The following is a 19,634-nucleotide window of genomic DNA, read 5'->3' as shown; positions in this document are numbered from 1 at the left end:
TAAGTAATATATTATTTAAATCTTGACAATATTTTAACAGTTAGATAGCTTCAAATTTTCGCAATCTAACTTATACCGTAAACAATATAACTTTATTTACCGAAGTTTTCAAAATTTTGGAGGTTCAATAATTTAATGTCTAGTAAAGTAAGAAAAGCCAGCGTGTTAATGTCAATTCCGTTATTGACAACTACCTTTTTAGCAACACCTATTAATATTCGTGCTGCGATTAATGATAATGCTACTGCTGTAACTAAAGCTACAGCAGCTATTCCTGAAGGAGTAGTAAAAGTAACTTCTGTAGAAGGAATTACAGAATACCAATTAAAAAATGGTCTAAAAGTTCTGTTATTTCCAGATCCTTCCAAACCAACAATAACAGTAAATATTACTTATATGGTTGGTTCGCGCCATGAAAATTATGGTGAAACTGGTATGGCACATTTACTAGAACACCTAGTATTTAAAGGCACTCCCAGACATCCTGATATTCCAAAAGAATTAACCGAGCATGGAACTCGTCCCAATGGTACAACTTCTTTTGACCGCACTAATTATTTTGAAACTTTCCAAGCTACAGATGAAAACTTAAATTGGTCATTAGACCTAGAATCTGATCGTATGATCAACTCTTATATTGCCAAAAAAGATTTAGATAGTGAAATGACTGTAGTTCGTAATGAGTTTGAATCTGGTGAAAATAGCCCTCAAAGAGTTTTAATTGAAAGAATGTTGTCTACAGCTTTTCTTTGGCATAACTATGGAAATACAACAATTGGCGCACGTTCTGATATTGAAAATGTGCCTATTGAAAGACTTCAAGCCTTTTATCGTAACTATTACCAGCCAGATAATGCAGTTTTAACTGTAGCTGGTAAGTTTGATGAAGAAAAAACCCTGCAATTAATTGACAAGTATTTCTCTTCTATTCCTAAACCATCCCGTCAACTTATTAGAACTTATACGGCTGAGCCAACCCAGGACGGCGAAAGACTTGTCACCTTAAGACGTACAGGCGACGTTCAATTAGTAGGATGTCTCTATCATACTGCTCCAGGATCACACCCTGATTTTGCTGCTGTTGATGTACTTACTCAAATTATTGGTGAGTTTAACACTGGACGTTTAAGAAAAGCTTTAGCAGAAACTAAAAAAGCTAGTGCTGCCTATGGTTTTAGTTTCCAACAACGCGAACCAGGCATGATGATATTTGGTGCCGAAGTCCGCCAAGATTCATCTTTAGATGAAGCAAAAGAAAGCTTAACAAAAACTATAGAAAATATTCTTAATGAACCCCCTACACAAGAAGAAGTTGACCGTGCTAAAACCGCGCTACTTAAAGAATTTGAACTTACCTTAAATGATCCCAACCGTGTTGGCTTAACTTTAAGCGACTTTCAGGCTATGGGAGACTGGCGTTTATTCTTTTTACACCGTGACCGTATTAAAAAAGTTACTGTAGATGATGTTAAAAAAGTAGCAGCTAGCTATATTAAATCTTCTAATCGTACCGTGGGGCTATTTATTCCTACTAGCAAACCTGAAAGGTCTGAAATTCCAGATGTGCCAGATATTGCATCAATGTTAAAAGATTATAAAGGTGCAGAAGCTATTGCTGCTGGTGAAGCCTTTGATCCTTCCCCAAATAATATTGAAGCTCGCCTCACTCGTCAAAATATTTCTAACATTAAACTAGCAATGTTACCAAAGAAAACCCGTGGTAATAGTGTCCAAGTAGCAATGACTTTCCATTTAGGCGATGAGAAGAGCTTAAATAATCGTGTTACAGCCGGCGACATGGCTGGTCAAATGTTAATGCGAGGAACTAAAAAACGTACTCGTCAACAAATTCAAGACGAATTTGACAAGCTTAAAGCAAGAGCCTTTGTTGCTGGTAGTTCTAGTCAAGCAGTAGTGGGAATTGAAACTACACGGGAAAATTTGCCTGCTGTAGTAGATTTAATAACTGAAATCTTACGCGAACCGGCTTTTGATGCAAATGAGTTTGAACAACTTCGCCAAGAACAACTTGCTGAAATTGAACAACAACGTAGTGAACCTACTTCTGTTGGTGGCACTGAATTTCAACGTATTATGAGCAATTATCCAAAAGGAGATGTTCGCTATGTCTCTACTCCAGATGAAGATATTGCTGAAGTCAAAGCTGCTAAACTAGAAGATATAAAGAAATTCTATGATGATTTCTATGGTGCTTCTAAAGCAGAAATTACTGTTGTTGGTAGTTTTGATGAAAAACAATTTGCCCAACAAATTACTGAAAAATTAGGTAATTGGACATCTAAAACACAACCTCAACGTATTACTAGACCTTATCAAGCAGCTACAGTCACCAATAAAGCACTTGAAACTCCAGATAAAGCTAATGCCTTTTTCCTAGCAGGTATGAATCTAAATATCCGTGATGATGATCCAGATTATGCTGGCTTAGTTTTAGGAAATTATATGCTTGGCGGAGGATTCTTAAATTCTCGTCTAGCTACTCGTATTCGTCAAAAAGAAGGTCTAAGCTATGGTGTTGGCTCACAACTAAACGCTAGCTCTTTTGACAAAAATGGCTCTTTTGTTACTTTTGCTATTTATGCACCAGAAAATGTTGCTAAATTAGAAGCTGCATTCAAAGAAGAAATTGAAAAGATGTTAAAAGATGGTTTTACTGAAGCAGAAATCACAGCAGCTAAATCTGGCTATTTACAATCTCGCCAAGTAAGCCGCGCTCAAGATAATGAACTTGCTCGCCGCTTAAACGCCTTTTTATTTAGCGACCGTACACTAAATTTTGATAAAGAACTTGAACAAAGAATTAGTGCTTTAACTAATGAGCAAATTCTTCAAGCTATGCGCAAACATATAGATCCAAGCAAAATAGTTATTATCAAAGATGGTGATTTTGCTAAAAAACCTGCTAAATAATAATAAATAAAAACTAACTTCAGAAAAAAGCCCAATGCTTATTGGGCTTTTTTTATTTGCATAAAGCTAAATTTTTATTTTACAAATACTGCTGTATATTCTAATCCTATCCGTATTATATTAGTATAAGCTCTCAACATTATGCGCTACTGTGACTAGCTTTACAATATAATACTAAAAATAAAGGAGCAAAACTTATGAGCTTTAACCCAACTATTAAACCACCTTATCCTGTGCGTGTAGTTGATACAGTAGGTTCAGAAATTTGGAACTATACCCAAGACATTTATTTAACACATACACTGATTGGAGGGATCTCAAGCCCAAAAGGAAAACATCTTATTATTAAATATATCGGTGGTAGAGTTACTATGACATCTGGTGTGCCATTTCTAATAGATCTTGTAACAGGAAAAATGTCAAATCAGACGTATTGGTCAGACTATACATTGTCACCCATCAAAAGTTTTAGCTTTGAGAGTGCAGGCAAGCAAGTTGATGAATATTTGATTGGGCAAAATGTGTGGATTGCTCTTAATCCCAATGAAGATCTTGTCATAAGGTTTTTACATAGAGGCACTGCAACAGTAGCATCTTCAGATGGAAGAGCTACAATTCATTTTTGTGGGTATTATTTGCCTATCAAATAGTTGAGCATTAAATAAAACATTATCAGGAATAAGAAATAAATAACCTAAATACTTATAAATCAAAGTCAAAATTCTCTAAAACCCTATTCCCGATAATGTTTAATGGGGCAAAACCATTAATGTACAAAGAAAAATTAATTAAAAATGATGGTAGATATTTAATTTTATATTGGCAAGAAGCTAAAAACAGCCGTTTGTTAGAAAATAATATCTCTTCACTTAACAAAGCTTCAAATCATCTACGATGGAACCCTGTTCTTTCTGAATGGGTAGGCGTAGCAACTCAGCGTCAAGACCGAACTTTTTTTCCTCCAGATGATTTTTGTCCGCTTTGTGTCACCAAAGAAGGTGGCTTTACTAGCGAAATTCCTTTGCCTGAGTATGAATTAGCTGTATTTCAGAATAAATTTCCTGCTTTTACTGCTGCAACTCAAACTGTTGAACCACCTGATTTTTACAAAATTTCTCCATCTCAAGGAGAATGTGAAGTAGTCGTCTATTCACCTGATCACAAAGCTACACTTACAGATTTATCTGAAAAAGAGATAAAAAATTTAATTGATGTTTGGGCAGATCGTTTTGCTGAACTTGGGTCATTAGATTACATTAAATATGTTTATATCTTTGAAAATAAAGGGCGTGAAATAGGCGTTACACTGCCTCATCCACACGGACAAATTTATTCTTTTCCTTTTATTCCACCGATTGCAGAAAAAGAGCTAACATCAGCCAAAAAACATTGGCAAGAACATAAAACTTGTTTATTTTGTCAAATTTTAGAAAACGAACTTTCTAACCAAACTAGGTTAATTATTGAAAATGAATCATTTATAGCATTTATTCCTTTTTATGCACGTTGGCCTTATGAAACGCATGTCTACTCTAAGCGACATGTTAATGCAATTACAGATTTTAACTCTGTTGAGCGTGAGCATTTAGCAAATTTATTAAAAATACTTTTAGGAAAATTTGACAAACTTTGGCAACGCTCATTTCCTTACATAATGCTAATGCACCAAAGGCCAACCGATGGTAATGATTATAGTTATTATCATTTTCATATAGAATTTTATCCACCTTATAGAAGCGAAAATAAATTAAAATACTTAGCTGGAGTTGAAGCCGGTTGTGGAGTTTTTCTTAATGACACAATGGCAGAAGAAAAAGCTAAGGAATTAAGAGATATTCAGCTATGAAAAATAAAGTTATAGAAGCTTTTCAACAAATTTACAAAACTAGTCCATCAATAATTGTTCGCGCACCTGGCAGAGTTAATTTAATTGGCGAGCATACTGATTATAACCAAGGCTTTGTTTTTCCAATGGCTATTGAATCCCAAGTTTTGATTGCTGCTAGTCCACGAACGGACGATAAAATTTATTTAACAGCAATGGATCAAAATAATAGAACTTGTGTTTTTGCATTAAATAATATTGTTAAAGATGACAAAGAATTGTGGAGTAATTACCCTAAAGGTATAGCATTTTTACTAAAAGAGCGCGGGTATTCCTTCCCTGCTTTTAATGCTGTGATTTCTGGCAATATCCCTATGGGCGCAGGGCTTTCTTCCTCCGCCGCTTTACTTGTAGCTTTTGCTGTTCTTTTACAAAACTTAGGTAATTTTTCTTTAGATAAAATAGAAGTAGCAAAATTATGTCAACAAGCTGAAAACCTCTTTTGTGGTGTTCAAAGCGGCATTATGGATCAATTTATTATTACACTTGCACAGGAAAGCCATGCTTTATTTATAGATTGTCAAGATCTTTCTTATAAACACGTATCTTTGCCTAATAACTTAACTATTTTGATTTCTAACACAATGAAATCACGTGAGTTAAGCGGATCTGCCTATAACGAGTGTCATGCAGAATGTAATAAAGCTGTTGAGCTATTAGCAAAATTCCACCAAAAAAATTTCCTTTCTTTAAGAGATATTTCTTTAGAACAATTAAAAGAAGCTGAAAAAGTTTTGCCAACTAATCTATTTCAAAGAGCTAAACATGTAATTAGCGAAAATCTACGAGTCTTAGAAGCTGTAAAAGCCTGTCAACACAATGATTTAACCTTACTAGGACAGTTAATAAATCAATCTCACAAAAGCTTAAGTTTAGATTATAAAGTTAGCTCTAAAGAACTAGACTTAATGGTTGAAATTTCTCGTCGTCAAGTAGGCGTTTATGGTGCAAGGCTAACTGGAGCAGGCTTTGGAGGATGCACCGTTAATTTAGTAGCAACAGAATTTGCCCAAGAGATAGCAAAAAGCATTAAAGATGAGTATTTACAAGAAACTGGCATAGCAGCAGAAATTTATTTTGCAACGGCTAGTGCTGGAGCAAGCTTACTTAAATGAATGGACATTCATTCGCTATACTATTAAAATCAGTTAATTTATTTAAGGAAACTTTTATGACAATTCGCATAAATAATTCAATAAATCAAATTCAACAACAAAGCAATTCTCCAACAAATCATATAAGACAACAACAAACAGAAAACAGCGAATTTCAAAATAATCCTATTTCTCAAAGGCCAAGTCAAAGCGGCATTGTACGTAGCTCAGAAAACATTAATGCAACCCAATTACGAAGCCAGCTAACTACCTCTACTTTGAGTAACCAAAATGTAGCTAGCTTAATGCGCCTAGTTACTCAAGGAAGAGATAGCTTAACAACTTCTGTAACTACAACACCTAATGCGCTAATAAAAGATTTTCAAGCTACTAGTTCTACAGCCAGCATTAATGATGATTTATCTGTAACAGGTGTAAATGTAGCGGTAAACATTGATCATACTTATGCTGGAGATGTAGAAGTAAAACTAAAGTCTCCTTCAGGTAAAGAAGTTTTACTTCGTGCGGCTACTGGTGGTAGAGGTTCTGGAACAGTTAATTTTACTGCTAGCCCTGCTGATTTTAATGGTGAATCTAGCAAAGGTGATTGGACACTAGTTGTTAATGATAAAGCTGCATTAGATTCTGGTACGCTAAAATCTTGGAACTTAAATGTTTCTGGCAATCCAAAAACTCCTCCTCCTAGCACTACTATTACTAAAGATATTACTCCAAATCTTACTATTTCAGACGAAAACACAATTATTTCTACTATAGATATCACTGATGAAGGAACTTTAGAAGACCTAAAACTAAACTTAGACATAGAACATAGTTTTCGCGGAGATTTAGTAATTAAATTAGTCTCCCCTTCAGGCAAAGAAGCTATCCTAACTAACCAAGAAGGCGGTGGTAATAGTAACTTCTTTCTTTCTGCTAGCAGACTTAAAGAATTTGCATTCTCTGGAGAATCAATAAAAGGCCAATGGAAAATGGTTGTTCAAGATACTAATAATGGTGATACTGGAACATTAAAATCCTGGGGCTTAAGCCTTAAAACAGCTAGCGTGCCTTTGCTCCGACCAAGCACTATTAACCAAAGCCCAACTAATCTATTAGTAAAAGGGACTCCTCTTTTTCGCGCTCATATAGCCCAAAATTTAGCAAAATTTGCACCCGGAACAACAGTTGATGAAAAAGGGTTTGTCCATGCTGCTACAACAAGAGTTTCAGGACATGATCAAGGCTACAAACTAATTGATGAACTTTTAGCTGGTGGCAATGACGGCAATAAAAAAGTTACAATTGGCTTTGCTTTAAATGATGCTTTTACTGCCGCAGACAATGGTGCCTCAGTTAATAACCAAGGCGGATCCGGTGTTGGATCAAATGCTACAGTATCGCTAGATCCTTCAGCAGTTGCACTTTTGCCAACTTTACAACCTGATGGAACAATTAAAAATGAACCCGTCGCTATTGAAGTAACACTAGCTCATGAGTTAATTCATGCTATTCATGCACAACGTGGAGCATGGATTAACGCTACAGCAGATCACATATTTACTGAAGGTAATACAACTTATAAAGAAGCATGGAGATTTGAAGAATTAAGAGCTACAGGTTTTGCAGGATTTCGCCAGCAAGATGAACCAACAGAAAACGCTATACGTGCCGAATTAGGCTATAACTTGCGTGCTGCTTATTTGGATCGTTCTTCCTGGGTTAATCTAAATGGAAATAGTGTTGTAACCAATACTGATACTGCTAACAGTGAACAACTTGTTGGTGATATGTGGAGACCTGCTGGTTCTACTCTACCAAATGGTCAGATGAGAATGTGTAATTGTTTTGCTTGCTAGTTGTGCTTGCTATCATTACATTTAATTTATCCTTTACATACTTTTAGTTTGTTTGCGCAATATCTGACTTTCACCACTCTACAAACAAACCACACTTAAAATTTTCTATAACCACTACTCTTTCTAAATTTCTATAAGCAACTTTCTGCATTTTTAGTCGATATAAGAAACGAACGTTCATTTAATATCAATAAATAAAAAACTTTGATATAGTCAAAATTAGTTTCCAATAGCCCCTTTATCTATTCCTCTACCCTAATTTAATAATCAAGGATTTAATTTTGTTAAAAATTTTAAGTATTTAAGGAGATCATATGAAAAAAGGATTCTGCTTAATTCTTTTTACATTAGCTTATTTGTGTCTAGCTGCACCTGGACAAGTTTTTGCTGGAACTTGGGTTGTTGATAGTGTTAGCAATCAATTTGGCTCACGAAATTATAAAATTTGGGTTCCAAGTAGCTATAATGGTAATAGTTCTGTTCCTCTAGTTATGATGCTTCATGGTTGCACACAAAGTGCAGATGATTTTGCTGCTGGAACACAAATGAATGCAGTAGCTGAAAGCAACAACTTTTTAGTTGTATACCCAGAACAACCATCTAATGCTAATCAAAGTAGATGTTGGAATTGGTTTGAGTCGGCTAATCAATCTCGTGGTTCTGGTGAGCCTTCTTTACTAGTAGCAATAGTTAATAAGATTAAAACCTCATATAACATTGATAATGCTAGGGTTTATGCTGCTGGTCTTTCTGCTGGAGCCGCTATGTCAGTAATACTTGGTGCAACTTATCCAGATGTTTTTTCAGCCATTGCTGTTAGTGCTGGTCTAGAATATAAGGCTGCAACAAGCTTAAATAATTCTTTTACTGCTCTTAGCCAAGGTGGGCCAAACCCCAATCAACAAGGCACTTTAGCCTTTCAAGCAATGGGAAGTGCTGCCCGAAAAGTCCGTGTTATTGTCTTTCATGGAAGTAGAGATTTTACAGTAAATACTGTTAATGGTAATCAAGTAATTTCTCAATGGGCGCAAACTAATGACTTAGCTGATGATGGCAGTGATAATAACAACATTACCGACACACCCGCATCAACCGTAAGCGGAACTGTAACTGGAGGTTATAACTTTACAACCTTCAAGTATAATGATCCTAATGGTGCAACACTGATGGAAAAATGGATAGTTGAAAATATGGGACATGCTTGGTCTGGAGGCTCTACGGCTGGATCTTTTGTAGATCCAAAAGGCCCCAAAGCAAGTAACGAAATTTGGCGATTTTTTTCTCAGCAACAAAATCCACCACCACCTCCTCCTCCAGTAAATGATGTAACTCCACCTGTGCTTACTATCTCCCCAGCAGGAGGTAGTTTTGACACATCTGTAACAGTAAACTTGTCTCTTAATGAAGCAGGAACTATTTTCTATACAACTGATGGTAGCGACCCAACAAATAGCAATAATGCTAGCCGTAGAAATATTACTAATAATGGAAGTATAATAATACAAAATACTTCTGTTCTAACTGCTTATGGTGTAGATCTAGCAAACAACGTTTCTGTAGTTCAAAGCTACAATTATGTAGTTAACCCTGCACCTATGACTAACACTTTTGTTTCTGTAGGTGGTCAAGATGGTTATGTTGCAACAACTAGTACAACAGCAACTACAGGCAGCTATGCAGTAAGCCTAGATATTTATGCTGGCGATAATGCTGACATGCCTTTAAGAGGGGTAGTTTCATTTGATACTTCTTCAATACCTGATGGGGCAACAATTTTATCTGCTGAGTTACGTCTTTTCTATACTCAAGCTAGTTTGGGTAATCCCTGGGTAAGCAATGGGGCTTTAGTAGCAGATATTTCTAATGGTTGTTTAGGTGGAAATTGTGCTTTGGCAGCTAGTGATTTTCAAGCAACAGTTTCAGCTAGCAATGCAATAGTTTTCCCTGCTCCTACTAGCAATAGTGCTGGTACATCTGTAGTTGGAATGGTTAATTCCACAGCATTTAACCATATAAACAAAACAGGAAATACTCAATTTAAGCTACGTTTCCAAAATAATTCTAATAACAACAAAACTAGTGATTACTTACTTCTTGCAGGCGGAGAATACTTTTTAAGTCAATATCGCCCTGTTTTAGTTGTGCAATATAAATAAAAACTTTGTCTTCCCTCAAAATAGGAAAAAGACGAAAGAGTTTTAATATTCTTTCGTCTTTTTATTAATTTATATTACAGTATTTTAATCTATAAGAAAAACTTGCTTAAATAAAAATATTCTCTCTTGACTCATAATAAAACAGGCGTAAAATGAAGGTAGTTAAATGGCTTAATTTCATTTTGATAAATGAATACGGGGGAACCAACTGACTAAAGCTTATAGGCCATTAGTTATGGGGCGAATCAAATTAGTAATTTGTAGGGCAACTTCCGAGTCCGAGTCCGTCAGCTAACCTCGTCAGCCTAAGCGGAAGGCATTGAAAAGTTAGATATTTTTTAATTAAACCAACTTGTTCTTGCCTTTTCGACGTGTCTTTACTATTGAATTTAAGGAGCGCGGAAAATGTCACCTCAAAAAAAAACTCCCTTTATTAAAACTTATCACTCTCATAAAAAATTTAAGTCTATCTTTCTACAATAAATATCCTTTTTACTTAAATCAAAGCATTGTTAAGTTTTTAACTACTTACTTTGGTTTAATTTTAATTAATTTTTATAACTTTTATTTAGGCTAGAAAGAGGCTAATTATGTATTTCTTACCAATCTTTATCATTTTTGCAGTTATTATTTTATCTGGTCTTAGAATCGCTCAAGAATATGAACGTTCAGTAGTTTTTCGATTAGGTCGTTTTGTTGGTATTCGTGGCCTGGCCTTTATTGGTTGATTCCCATTTTAGAATGGCAGTCTAAGGTAGACATACGAACTAACACAATGGCTTTAGAACAACAAGAAACAATTACTAAAGATAGCGTAGCTATTCGCGTTGATGCCGCGCTTTGGTATCGAGTAGTTGACCCTGCTAGAGCAACTATAAATATTAGAAACTATCCTACTGCTATTCATCAAATTGCCCAGACAACTTTACGTAATGTTATTGGACAGCATTTACTAGATGAAGTGCTAAAAGAAAGAGACAAAATCAATGATATTTTATGCAAAATTGTAGATACTGCTACAGCCGCTTGGGGAATAAAAATTGAAATGATTGAAATGAAAGAAGTTGAAATTCCAGCCAATATGCAACGAGCAATGGCACGTGAAGCCGAAGCAGTACGTGAAAAACGCGCACGTATTATTAAAGCTGAGGCAGAGCTAGAAGCCTCTGAAAAATTAGCAATAGCTTCACAACATATAAGTCAATATCCAGGAGCTTTAGAGCTAAGACGTATGCAAATGGTTTCAGAAGTTGGAGCAGAAAATAACAGCACTACAGTAATTTTAATGCCATCAGACTTTATTAGCGCGGCTCAAGGTGCTACAAAAGCTTTTAGCAGCTTGGAACATTTACTAAAACCAAAATCAACCACTGAGCAACTAGAGCAAAAATTAAAAGTACCTGAACAAATTACTTTACCTGAGTCAGCTATGTTAGTTAAGTAATATGTACTGTAACAACAAAAATGGCGAGGCATTTTCTTAATGCTCTCGCCATTTATTAACTTTGCTATAAATAAATTACTATCCTAGTAAATTACCTAGTAACCCTCTATTTAATATATTTAAGGTTTTTCTTGGTTTAACTGTTTTATTTGCTGTATCTTGTGAATTTCCAATTGTGTTTGATACTAAATTAGTAACTTCTTTTTTCAGGTCATCAAATTTAATTTCTCTTCGTTGAGTAGTTTTTACTCCATCTTTTTCTACTGGTGTATCCACTATTACACCATCCCGACCCAATGTGCCTTTCGATTCACTAGTTTCTAAGGTAACTTCCTTTTCTGTTTCAGTGCTAAACTCGCCCCCTGTTCCTAATAAAGAAAGATCCACATTGCGAGCTTCTTTGTCACTGGTAAAAGAGCGACTTTTGATATCAAAGTTAACGTTAAAGTTAGGTAAAATTTCTTTTTGCAAAATCTCAGCAACTTTTGCAGAATCGCCTTTTGAAACAGCTTCTTTTAATCTATTTCCTACTTCTGCTGGAACTTGAGATTCTAACTCTTTTAAGGTTGTAGAAAACTCATATTCTACCCCACGACTAGCAATTTGCCCTCGTGTAGATAATTTTATTTTTTTGTCATCACTTATAGTTTTACCATCTTTTCCAATTTCAAGAACTCTTTCTAATGAAAGTGTTGCTTCTCCTGATATACCTGGCACACTGATAGCTACTCCTGGTACGCCAGCTAAAACATTTCCCTCTGCTTTGCCACTAACACCAATATTGCCTGTAACAGTATAGGTTCCACTGTCATTAAAATCTACTTTTCCACCATAAGCTAACTTTGCACCTACACTTGCATCAGCACCCACCAAAGCAACTGCTTGAGCAGTTACATCAGCACTTACACCTGTACTTAATTCTAAAGATTTAATATGGGATCTTACATAATCTACTGGTTCACCAGGTAAATTAACTCCTGGTATACTTTCTAATAGCAATAATGAAGGAGCTATAGGAGGTATTAAAGCACTCAATCCTGTTTGAGCAGCAAAAAAAGCAAAATTTGTAGCTTCACCTTTTTTGGAAAAGTCCGATTGCAAAGTTATAGTTGCTTTTGCACTTGCAGAGAGTTTACCTTCTCCACCTTCTCCAAGAGCTTTAACATCTGCTCCAGCCTTTCCTTTAGGCTCAAGCTCTACAACAAAATTAAATTTGTTTGGATCTGTTTTGTCCCGCTCAACACTCACCTTAGCATTAGCCCCTAATCCTAAAGAACCAAAGCCACCTATTTTTGCCAAGCCGCCAGCAGCGAAACTAAGTTTTTCACCAGGCTTTATGTTATCTAATCCTAAAGTATCAATTATAAATTTATCTGTTGTTGATAGGTTTTCTCTATTAATTGGAGGGGGAGGAGTATTTGGTTTTGTGGTGCCACTTGTTGTAACACTATCTGAATTTGAAGGATCTTTAATTGCTGTATTATCAGGGTTTGTAGCAGGATTGGACTGGTCTTTAATAATTGGATCACTTACATTGGTTTTATCAGCAGAATTGGTTGGGCTAACTTGATTGGATGGATCTTTAATTAAAATTGGATGGTCAGCTTTTTCTTGGGAAATTGGAGGGCATCCATTAGAAAAATCCTGTAATTGGTGGTTATCGATAATTGGATGGTCAACAGAATCAGAATATATTTGAGAGTTAGTTGGATGTTGGCTTTCTAAAGCTGGTTCTTCTGGAAGTTCATGCCCTATGCTTTTTGCTGCTTCATTAGCAGCAGAAACAACACTTGAAGCGGCATCATCGATATTTTTTGCTGATTGGCTGGCTTCACGAGCCAATCTATCTACGCCTCGATTAACTGTATCAACTCCATTTTTTATTAATTCTTTTCCCTTTTCTTGGTTGGATCCAAGAAATTTTGTTCCAAGTTCAATAGTTTGTATACCTTGTTGAACTTGTCCTGCTCCAAGTTCGGCACTTCTTAAGCCAAAATTAGTAATTCTTATTGAAACATCTGCTTTTGATTCTGCTTGATTAAGTTTGCTAGCTGGAATTCCAACACCTATAACTAATTTCTCAAAAACATTTTTACCATTATTAATGGCCTGTTCAAAACTTTGTACTCCACTTTTTATTGTATCAAGTCCTTGCTTTATAGTTTTAGCTCCAAAATCAAGTTTGCTTATGTCGTCTTTTAATGAGCGGAAGGTTTTTTCTTCAGGTAGGAAAACTTCTAATTTTTTAGATATTTGCTCGGTATTGCCTTTAACACCAATTACAGCACTTTTTATTATTTCGTTACCTGTTTTTACTGTTTCATTTGCTGATTTAGTGCCACTTTTAACATCTTGTAGTCCCTTACCTAGTTGTTCAGGGCTAGCATTTTCTGTTTTGCTTGTATTAGTAGAACTAACTTTTTGTTGGGGAGTTGATGGATTAGATTTTGGGATGTTATCAATTTGATTAAAATTACTTACGCTATTGTTTGATATTGAACCTACAGGACTCATGGCTTTATCTCCTAAAAAAATAAATTTATTTCGATTTGAAAGCAAACAAGTCAAAAGCTATGCCATGTAGTTAATTTCATAAATTTTGCTATAAAATTACAAAATATATTTTTATTAATTCTTTATTTACAATTAAATAGTAATTTAATCCCCTTCTTAAAGTACTTAAAAAATATGTCAAAAATGGCGTTACTTTTAATGTCACTTTTGGCAACTATGACATAAATGACAAAAATATTTTTCTGAGTACAAGAAAAATATTAAGCACAATTGATATATCGGCTTAACCTCTTAACTACATTGAAGCTAAGACATTAAGCATGTTAGGCTTGTGGCAAAGAAATTTTTATTTTTGAGGCATTTTATAGCTATGCTAGCAACTATTCCCGAAGCAATAGAAGAAATTCGTCAAGGCCGTCTAATTATTATTGTTGATGATGAAGACAGAGAAAACGAAGGTGATTTGGTTTGTGCAGCAGAAAAAATCACACCAGAACTTATTAATTTTATGGCTAAAGAAGGTAGAGGACTAATTTGTCTATCTTTAACAGAGCAGCGTTGCGATGAATTAGATTTGCCGCCAATGTCTAGCCAAAATACTTCTAGCATGGGAACAGCCTTTACTGTCAGCATAGAAGCTAAACGAGGTGTTACAACAGGAATTTCAGCAGCAGATCGTGCAACTACAATTTTAACTGCAATTAACCCTGAAACTAAGCCTAATGATCTAGCACGTCCTGGACATGTTTTTCCTTTAAGAGCGCAGCCCGGCGGGGTATTAATTCGTCCAGGCCAAACCGAAGCTAGCGTTGATATATCAAGGTTTGCAGGGCTAATGCCTGCTGGAGTGATCTGCGAAATTATGGACGATGATGGCACAATGGCTAGAATGCCACACCTAGAAGTTTTTGCTGCCCGCCATAATTTGCAAATTATTTCTGTTGCCGACTTGATTCGCTATCGTATGGAAACAGAAGTTTTAGTAAGACGCACTGCAACCGCCCAAGTACCAACAATTTATGGACGGTTTCAAGCTATTAGTTTTTATAATGAGTTAAACCGAGAAACTCACCTTGCCCTTGTTATGGGTGATATAGAGAAAAAGATAATATTTTAGTAAGAGTCCATACACATTGTTTATTAGGCGATGTTTTTGGTGGTTTAGTAGATGAAATGGGCTTTTGGCTACATCGTTCATTAGAGATTATTGCAGAAGAAGGTTGTGGGGTACTTCTCTATTTATCTATGAATAATATGGGCTATGAAATAGAGCGACACTTAAACGCGCTATCAGAGCATCAAGCTAAAAATACTGATGATCCTTTTCATTTTCGACATGGCAACCCTAGAAATTATGGTATTGGAGCGCAAATTCTCCATTTATTAGGATTAAGAAATATTCGTCTTTTAACTAATCATCCAACTAGGTTTACAGCATTAGAAGGATTTGGTATTAATATTATTGAGACTATTACTATAGAGCCATCAGAAACTAGCAATTATAGTAATTTGTTTTTTCCTGAAAAATTAGGTGTGTTGCAACGATAAGCAACTATTTAGCCTACTATCCACAACTAACCGGGATATCAAAATAATTAGCCAATTCTGGCTAATTATTTTATTTAGTTTACTAACAATATAAAGTTAAATTGTTAATATGCGCAAAACTATTTTCCGCCTTTTTCTTGTCCTAGCAGTAATTTTTCCTTTGGCTGCTTTATGTTTGCTGTTTTGGTTACAAGGAAATGGTTTTCGCAACTGGATTAGCAAGCGATTAGACCAAGAATTAGTAAAATATAACCTTTGCTTAACAGGTGATTTAGAAGTTAATCCATTAAATTTCCAGGCTGAAGTACATAAATTAAAGATTCAAACTTGTGAAAGCAAAGAAACAATCTTTACTGCTCAACGAGTATTCTTAAAAATTAAAGTTATTAGTTTTTTTAGTAAAAAGTTTCAACTACAAGATTTGGTAGTTGATGAACCAGAAATTTTTGTTAAATTTGACAGCGAAGGAAAATCTAATTTCTCTCAGATTCGTCCACCTAATAACCAACAACAAGAAAATTCTTTTATCTCTAGTCTAACAACAACAATTCGTGGTGGTGCAATAATTTATCAAGACGAGCGAGTTAGTTTTGGAGGAGAGCTTAAAAATTTTACATTAAATGCTTTAATCAATAAGGACTCTGGGCATCAAATTAATTTAATTACAGAAAATAGCTCATTAAAGTATCAAGATAAAGAGCTTAATTTAACCAAACTTAATTTACAGACAAAAATATTATCTGATAGAGCAGAAATTCAAGCACTAAAATTAGCAACTAACCTTTTTTCATCAACAATTACTGGTAATGTATCAAATTGGCAAAGCTTAAAATATAACTTGCAAGTTTCGGCTGATTTAGACTTACAAAAAACTTCTAAATTTGTTTCTTCACTACCTGACATTACAGGTCAAGCCCTTTTACAAGCAGTGGTTGAAGGTGAAAAACTAGATTATCGTTTTCAAGGTAAAATCCAAGTACCAAAATTTACTGCACCTGACATAACTGCCCAAGACCTAGAAATAACAGGCGATTTTGCTAATAGTGCTTTTTCTGGAGAAATTAAATTAGCTCAACTACAACATAAAGAAATTTTAGTAAAAGCTTTCCAAAGCCAAGACTTAGAGGCCACTAAAGACCAAATAGAAATAAAAAACTTTTCTCTAACTACTTTAGGTGGAAATGTTAATGGGAATATTTTGCTAGCATTAAATAATAGTAATTCTGAGTTAAAAGCCAAATTAAATAATTTAGATGTTGTAAGTATCAGCAAATTAATAGCTAAAAATAATCTAACTATTCCATTAACAGGAAAATTAAATGCTAGTGTAGATTTATCTTGGTTAGAAACTAACATCAATTCCCTATCAGGAGAACTAACCGCTAATTTTGATACTTTAACAAAAGATAACTTAAAAATTCCTCTAACAGGAAATCTTGTTGCTAAATTAAATAAAAATAATGTCTTACTAGAAAAAGCTATTATCAACAATGACGCTACAAATATAAATACTTCTGGAAACATTTCTTTAATAAATAAAAACATTGATTTAGTAACTAAATTTGAAACAACTAATATTCAGCAAACAAATGAGTTAGTTAGTCTATTTGGTTTAAGTTTCCTACCTAAAGACAATAACCAAATTTCTTTATCTGGAAAAGTTACTTTTGATGGTAAGTTAACAGGTCTAGCAAATTCTCCAAATATTCAAGGAGATGTTTTTGTAGAGGAAATTTTATCTGCTAATGAAGAAATAGGACAATTTCAGGGTAGCATAAATTATCAAACGAAAGAACTTAGTATTAATCAAGGAATTTTAAGGCAAAAGTCTGGCGGCCAAGCAATGGTCAACTTGTCTACTAGTTTGGTAGCAGATAGCAACACTTTAGCAAAATTAAAATTTCAAAAATTCCTAATTTCCCAAAATGCAATCAAAGCAGCTAGAAACCAAGCGTTAAAATCTGGTTCCTCTGCAAGTATTTATGTTTTATCAGCATTAAAAAATCTAGCTGGAGAAATTAACGGAGAAGTTTCACTAACAGGACTGCCAAGTTTTGGAGATTTAGCAGCTAAAAAAGCAATAGACTTAAACAAATTCCTAGGAAACTTAGATTTAACTATAAAGAATTCTCATCCTAATGCTTCATTTCGTAATTTAGCAGTTAAATTTGCAGTAGAAAACCAATCAATAAATTTTAGCCGTATAAACTTAGATTTGCCTTCTGGCACAATTTCAGGTTTAGCAAGTTATCATATACCTAGTAAAAACTACAAAGTAGATCTAAATAGTCAAAACTTAAATCTTTTAAGTTTTTCTAAATCTTTAGAGCAACAATCTACGCCTCTTAGCGGTATAGTTGCAGTAAATATTAGCGGTCAAGGCAATATTAATAATCCTATCTTTGATTTATCTCTAAAAAGCAAAGAAATATTTTTAGGCAATCAACCGTTAAAGAATTTAAGCTTAACAAGCCAAGCAAAAGAAGGTATTGCTAACTTAAAGCTAACAACTAATTATCAAAATCGTCCTTATCAGATGAATGGAAAAGTTACATTATCAGACGATCTACCTTTAGAAGCACAAATTGACTTAAAAAATGATTCCCTGCTTCCACTTCTTGCACTGTTTACAACTGTACCACCTAGATTAGAAACAATTGCAACAGGAGCATTAAAAATAGCTGGGCCACTTTCTACAGATGAAGGTTTAAGTTTAAGCAAAATTAAAGTTTTAGTTGATGTTAGCAACTTAGCCGTTCAAGTTAAAACTAGTGGAGATGAAGAAAATGTTTATGAAGTGGTTAATGAAGGGCCAATACTGCTTGAAGCAGGCTTAAACCGCTTAGTGTTTACAAAATTTAACTTAAAAGGTGACAAAACTAATTTTAGTGTGTCTGGTCGGGTTGGAGGTGGAAATAACACCTTAAAGTTATCAGGAGAATTAAACCTTAGATTACTTAATACAATCTCTAAATCGTTATTCATCAATGGAACAGCTAGTTTTAATGCTGCAATAACTAATGGGACAAATTTAACAGGTTCTGCAAGTCTAAAAAATATTGCTGTTCGTTATATTGACTCTCCTATTACATTACAAGATGGTGCGGGACAAATACTTTTTTCTAATGAGCGTGCTTTGTTAGATAACTTTACAGCTAAAGCAAATGGTGGACAGGTTAAAGTTAATGGCGGGTTGTTGTTTGATAAATTACGTCCTAGCCGATTACGTCTTAATGTTTCTGCTGCTGGTGTAGCAATAAAATATCCTGAAACCGTTCGTTCTATTGTAGATACTGAACTTTTGCTCCAAGGTAGCGATAGCGTACAACTGCTAAGTGGACGTATAAATATTCGTCATTCTGAATATAGAGAAGATGTAGATTTAGCTAAGTTAATTGCATCAAATTTTGTTTTTTCCATAGGTGATTTAACATCTTTTAGCTTTGGTGATAGCTTAAACTTAAACCTTAATGTTAATGCTCAAGATAGTATTTTTGTTGATAATAATGTAGCTGAAATGGTAGGAAGTGGAGCATTAAAAGTTACTGGAACATTAAATAACCCAATAATTTCTGGACGTGCAACTATTACACGAGGAACATTATTTTTAAGAAGTGACCGTTATAATATTACTCGTGGAATTGTAGATTTTCCTAATTCCCGTAATGGACAACTTCGCTTTGATATTGAAGCTGATACAAATATAAGAAGCTATCAAATAATCTTAAATTTAGCTGGAACATTAAACCGTTTTAATACTCTAATTCGTTCTGAACCAGCTTTACCACAGCCGGACATTATTTCTCTAATCACTACTGGACAGTTATTACCGCCTGGAACTAGTGCGCAAGCCCTAGATTCACAAACTCGGCTAAGCCCTGCTATTGGTTTACTCTCTGAAACTTTATCTCAAAAAGTAGAGCAAAGAACAGATAAGCTTTTTGGGTTAAATCGCTTTCAAATAGACCCTTTAATTGCTGGCCGAGGTTCAAACCCAACAGCTAGAATTACTTTAGGTCGTCGTATTACTAAAAATCTTTCCTTAACTTATTCAACTAATATAACAACTGGACAAGAACAAATTGTAGTAGTTGAATACCAAGTTAACCGAAATGTTTCTATAATTGGCACACGTGAACAAGATGGGACATATGGCTTTGATGTCCGTTTTCGCAAAAAATTCTAAATAATGACAAATTTGTT

The 19,634-nt window shown here is 34.7% G+C and carries 8 protein-coding genes and 2 pseudogenes; 9 read left to right on the top strand and 1 reads right to left on the bottom strand.

Annotated features, from left to right (window positions below; all coding sequences use genetic code 11):
- The first annotated feature begins 135 nt into the window (after positions 1–135).
- From IPK14_14305 to IPK14_14275, 7 genes and pseudogenes are all read left to right on the top strand, one after another.
- Entirely contained in the window at positions 136–2,931 is a 2,796-nt protein-coding gene (locus IPK14_14305; protein ID MBK7994502.1) for an insulinase family protein, read from the top strand.
- A gap of 197 nt (positions 2,932–3,128) precedes the next feature.
- Positions 3,129–3,581, top strand: coding sequence for a hypothetical protein (locus IPK14_14300; protein ID MBK7994501.1), 453 nt, complete (start codon positions 3,129–3,131; stop codon positions 3,579–3,581).
- Between the two features lie 119 nt (positions 3,582–3,700).
- Entirely contained in the window at positions 3,701–4,777 is a 1,077-nt protein-coding gene (gene galT, locus IPK14_14295; GenBank protein MBK7994500.1) for a galactose-1-phosphate uridylyltransferase, read from the top strand.
- Complete coding sequence (locus IPK14_14290; protein ID MBK7994499.1) at positions 4,774–5,931, top strand: galactokinase; 1,158 nt, start codon at positions 4,774–4,776, stop codon at positions 5,929–5,931. Before galT ends, IPK14_14290 begins: the two co-directional genes overlap by 4 nt.
- Before the next feature lie 56 nt (positions 5,932–5,987).
- A complete protein-coding gene (locus tag IPK14_14285; protein ID MBK7994498.1) occupies positions 5,988–7,769 on the top strand; it encodes a proprotein convertase P-domain-containing protein in 1,782 nt (593 codons plus the stop codon).
- Positions 7,770–8,083: 314 nt separating this feature from the next.
- Positions 8,084–9,925, top strand: a complete 1,842-nt coding sequence (locus IPK14_14280) for a PHB depolymerase family esterase (GenBank protein ID MBK7994497.1) — start codon at positions 8,084–8,086, stop codon at positions 9,923–9,925.
- 590 nt (positions 9,926–10,515) lie between these two features.
- A pseudogene (locus IPK14_14275) lies at positions 10,516–11,369 on the top strand (slipin family protein).
- A 78-nt stretch (positions 11,370–11,447) separates the two neighbouring features.
- Here IPK14_14275 and IPK14_14270 read toward each other — a convergent pair.
- Positions 11,448–13,883: a hypothetical protein gene (locus IPK14_14270; protein ID MBK7994496.1), complete on the bottom strand. Its 2,436-nt coding sequence runs from the start codon at positions 13,881–13,883 to the stop codon at positions 11,448–11,450.
- A gap of 370 nt (positions 13,884–14,253) precedes the next feature.
- On the opposite strand from IPK14_14270, the pseudogene ribB reads away from it, so the two are divergent.
- Both ribB and IPK14_14260 read left to right on the top strand, forming a co-directional pair.
- Positions 14,254–15,431 (top strand): annotated as a pseudogene (gene ribB, locus IPK14_14265) (3,4-dihydroxy-2-butanone-4-phosphate synthase).
- Positions 15,432–15,540: 109 nt separating this feature from the next.
- On the top strand, positions 15,541–19,617 hold the full coding sequence (locus IPK14_14260; GenBank protein ID MBK7994495.1) for a translocation/assembly module TamB domain-containing protein: 4,077 nt from the start codon (positions 15,541–15,543) through the stop codon (positions 19,615–19,617).
- The last annotated feature ends 17 nt before the right edge of the window (positions 19,618–19,634 follow it).

The organism is Blastocatellia bacterium (assembly GCA_016713405.1).
Taxonomy (GTDB): Bacteria; Acidobacteriota; Blastocatellia; order Chloracidobacteriales; family JADJPF01; genus JADJPF01.
This window is presented reverse-complemented; position numbering and strand designations above follow the sequence as displayed.

What these genes read in the sequence shown, in the direction of transcription:
- IPK14_14305 (MBK7994502.1), top strand. Translation starts at nt 136, where the DNA reads ATGTCTAGTAAAGTAAGAAAAGCCAGCGTGTTAATGTCAATTCCGTTA.
- IPK14_14300 (MBK7994501.1), top strand. Translation starts at nt 3,129, where the DNA reads ATGAGCTTTAACCCAACTATTAAACCACCTTATCCTGTGCGTGTAGTT.
- galT (MBK7994500.1), top strand. Translation starts at nt 3,701, where the DNA reads ATGTACAAAGAAAAATTAATTAAAAATGATGGTAGATATTTAATTTTA.
- IPK14_14290 (MBK7994499.1), top strand. Translation starts at nt 4,774, where the DNA reads ATGAAAAATAAAGTTATAGAAGCTTTTCAACAAATTTACAAAACTAGT.
- IPK14_14285 (MBK7994498.1), top strand. Translation starts at nt 5,988, where the DNA reads ATGACAATTCGCATAAATAATTCAATAAATCAAATTCAACAACAAAGC.
- IPK14_14280 (MBK7994497.1), top strand. Translation starts at nt 8,084, where the DNA reads ATGAAAAAAGGATTCTGCTTAATTCTTTTTACATTAGCTTATTTGTGT.
- IPK14_14270 (MBK7994496.1), bottom strand. Translation starts at nt 13,883, where the DNA reads ATGAGTCCTGTAGGTTCAATATCAAACAATAGCGTAAGTAATTTTAAT.
- IPK14_14260 (MBK7994495.1), top strand. Translation starts at nt 15,541, where the DNA reads ATGCGCAAAACTATTTTCCGCCTTTTTCTTGTCCTAGCAGTAATTTTT.